Raw genomic sequence first — 2,429 nt, forward strand, 5'->3', positions numbered from 1 at the left:
GGCGAATTGATGATCTATCTCGGGGCCGGAAAAACGGCCTTTCAGCTCGATTTCGTCCAGGCCTCGGTCTTCTGGCTGGCTGTGGCCGGGTTGGCCGTGGTGGGAGGACTGGCCGTAGTCACCATGACCAAGGCCTTTGGACTGGCCTTTTTGGGCGAGCCCCGGACCGAGGCGGCCAGGAAAGCCCACGATCCGGCCAAGCCAGAACTCGTGGCCATATTTCTTCTGGCCGGAGGATGCCTGGGCATGAGTCTGGGCGCTCCCTTTGTCTTTCGGCTTGTCCTGCCTGCGGTGGCCATGTTCTCAGGCCCGACTGACACGGCCGTGGCCGATGTCGGGGCCCGGGCCCTGGGCATGACGTCCCTGATGGCCGCTGCAGTTTTCCTGTTCATCGTCGTCGGGGCCCTCATCCGGCGCCGGGTACTGGCCGGACGATCGGTGGGCCGCGCCGGGACCTGGGATTGCGGATACACCGCGCCCAGCGCCAGGATGCAGTACAGCGGCGGTTCCTTTGCTGAGCCTCTGACCACGTTGATGCGTCCAGTATCCGGGGTCGGTCGGGAGGAGGATCCGGTAACTGATTTTTTCCCAAAAAAATCCCGGCAGACCGTAATGATGAAGGACTGGTTCGACACCGGACTGGTCCGGCCGCTTTTCAATCTGATCGGCCGGGTCTGCGAACGGGTCCACGTTCTTCAGCACGGGAAGACACACCTCTACATCCTCTCCCTGATCGGGGCCTTGGTCGTTTTGCTGGCCATGAGGGCGGGTTAGTCATGAACTACGTATCGTCGCTGTTCTTTCCGGTGGGTCTGCTCCTGGCCCCCTTCCTGTTCGGCCTGATCAATCGGGCCAAGGCCATGTTCGGTGGCCGCAAGGGCCGTCCCCTTCTGCAGATGTATTTTGACCTACGCAAGCTTTTGTCCAAGGGCGCGGTCTACAGCCGGACGGCCAGCTGGGTCTTTCGGGCGGGTCCCATCGTTTCCCTGGTGGCGGTGCTGGCGGCCCTGACGCTCATGCCCTGGGCCGGGGCCCCGGCTCTGGTCTCCTTTGACGGAGACGCGATCCTTTTCGTTTATCTGCTGGCCCTGGGCCGGGTAGGTCTGATTCTGGCCGCTCTGGACACCGGGTCGGCGTTCGAAGGAATGGGCGCTTCGCGCGAAGCGGCCTTTTCAACCCTGGCCGAGCCGGCCCTGTTCCTGCTGCTTCTGGCCCTGGCCCAGGGGACGCAGTCCCTGTCCCTTTCAGGGATTTTCGCCCGCACTGGCGTTCCCGTGGACGTGGCAGTGCTCCTGCTGGTCTCGGTCGGACTGTTCATCCTGGCCCTGCTGGAAAACTGTCGGATTCCCTTCGACGATCCCAACACCCACTTGGAACTGACCATGATCCACGAAGTCATGATCCTTGATCACAGTGGCCCCGATCTGGCCGTGATCGAATTCGGATCGGCCGTGAAGTTCTGGGTTCTGGGCGCCCTTCTGATGAACGTGCTGGTCCAAGGGTTGCCCGTGGGTCAGGGGGCTGCGGCCGCGATAGGCCTCGGGATCATGTTCGGCCTGGCCCTGGCCGTGGGTGTCGTTGAGTCCACCATGGCCCGGCTCCGTTTGACCACCGTGCCGCGTCTCATTGCCATGGCTGTAAGCTGCGCGGTGCTGACCGTCATCCTGGTATGGATTTGATCATGACCACAGTTCTCGTCCAATCGCTGATGATCGGGCTCATTTTGGCCAATCTGGCCCTGCTGGCCTCGTCCCGGGTTCGCTCGCTGATCGTTCGAGTGGCCTTTCAAGGCATGATTCTGGGAGTCCTTCCCCTGGTGGCGGCCCACGGTCAGATCACCACCTACACCTGGGGATTCAGCCTGATGGTCTTCGGCCTGAAGGGCATCGCCTTTCCATGGCTGCTGATGTGGACCTTCAGGCGGGTCAAGCCTTCCCCGGAGATAGAGCCTCTGGTCGGGTACAACCTGACCATTCTGGCCGGATTGGCTGGTCTTCTGTTCGCCCTGTGGCTGCAGGGCGGCCTGCCCATGCCTGATCATGCCCTTTCGGATTTGGCCTTTGCCACCGCCTTCATGACTTCTTTGACCGGGTTCCTCCTGCTGGTGACCCGCAAAAAGGCCCTGACCCAGGTCATCGGCTATCTGGTGGCGGAAAACGGCATTTTTCTGTTCGGAGTGACCCTTTCGCCCCATGGGCCCCTGTGGATGGAGTTGTCGACCCTGCTCGACCTCTTCGTGGCTGTGTTCGTCATGGGCATCGCCATCCATCACATCAACCGCGAGTTCGATTCCATCGACATGGACAGCCTCTCATCCCTCAAGGATTGATCATGCTGCTTCAAGGCCTTGTGCTCATTCCCGCAGCGGGCGGATTTCTCTCCCTGATGCTCAAGGGCAACGGGTTGCGGCGGGCGATTCTTTTGGGCAC

2 protein-coding genes are annotated in these 2,429 nt (G+C 61.6%); both read left to right on the top strand.

Translation table 11 applies throughout. The features are described 5' to 3' along the window. Nucleotides 1-776 precede the first annotated feature (776 nt). The gene (locus tag EOM25_14010; protein NCC26289.1) at nucleotides 777-1,679 is read left to right on the top strand and encodes a hydrogenase; all 903 of its coding nucleotides are present in this window, start codon (nucleotides 777-779) and stop codon (nucleotides 1,677-1,679) included. Nucleotides 1,680-1,681: 2 nt separating this feature from the next. Then, on the top strand, nucleotides 1,682-2,329 hold the full coding sequence (locus tag EOM25_14015; GenBank protein NCC26290.1) for a hydrogenase-4 component E: 648 nt from the start codon (nucleotides 1,682-1,684) through the stop codon (nucleotides 2,327-2,329). The last annotated feature ends 100 nt before the right edge of the window (nucleotides 2,330-2,429 follow it).

This window comes from Deltaproteobacteria bacterium, from assembly GCA_009929795.1.
GTDB lineage: Bacteria > Desulfobacterota > Desulfovibrionia > Desulfovibrionales > Desulfomicrobiaceae > RZZR01.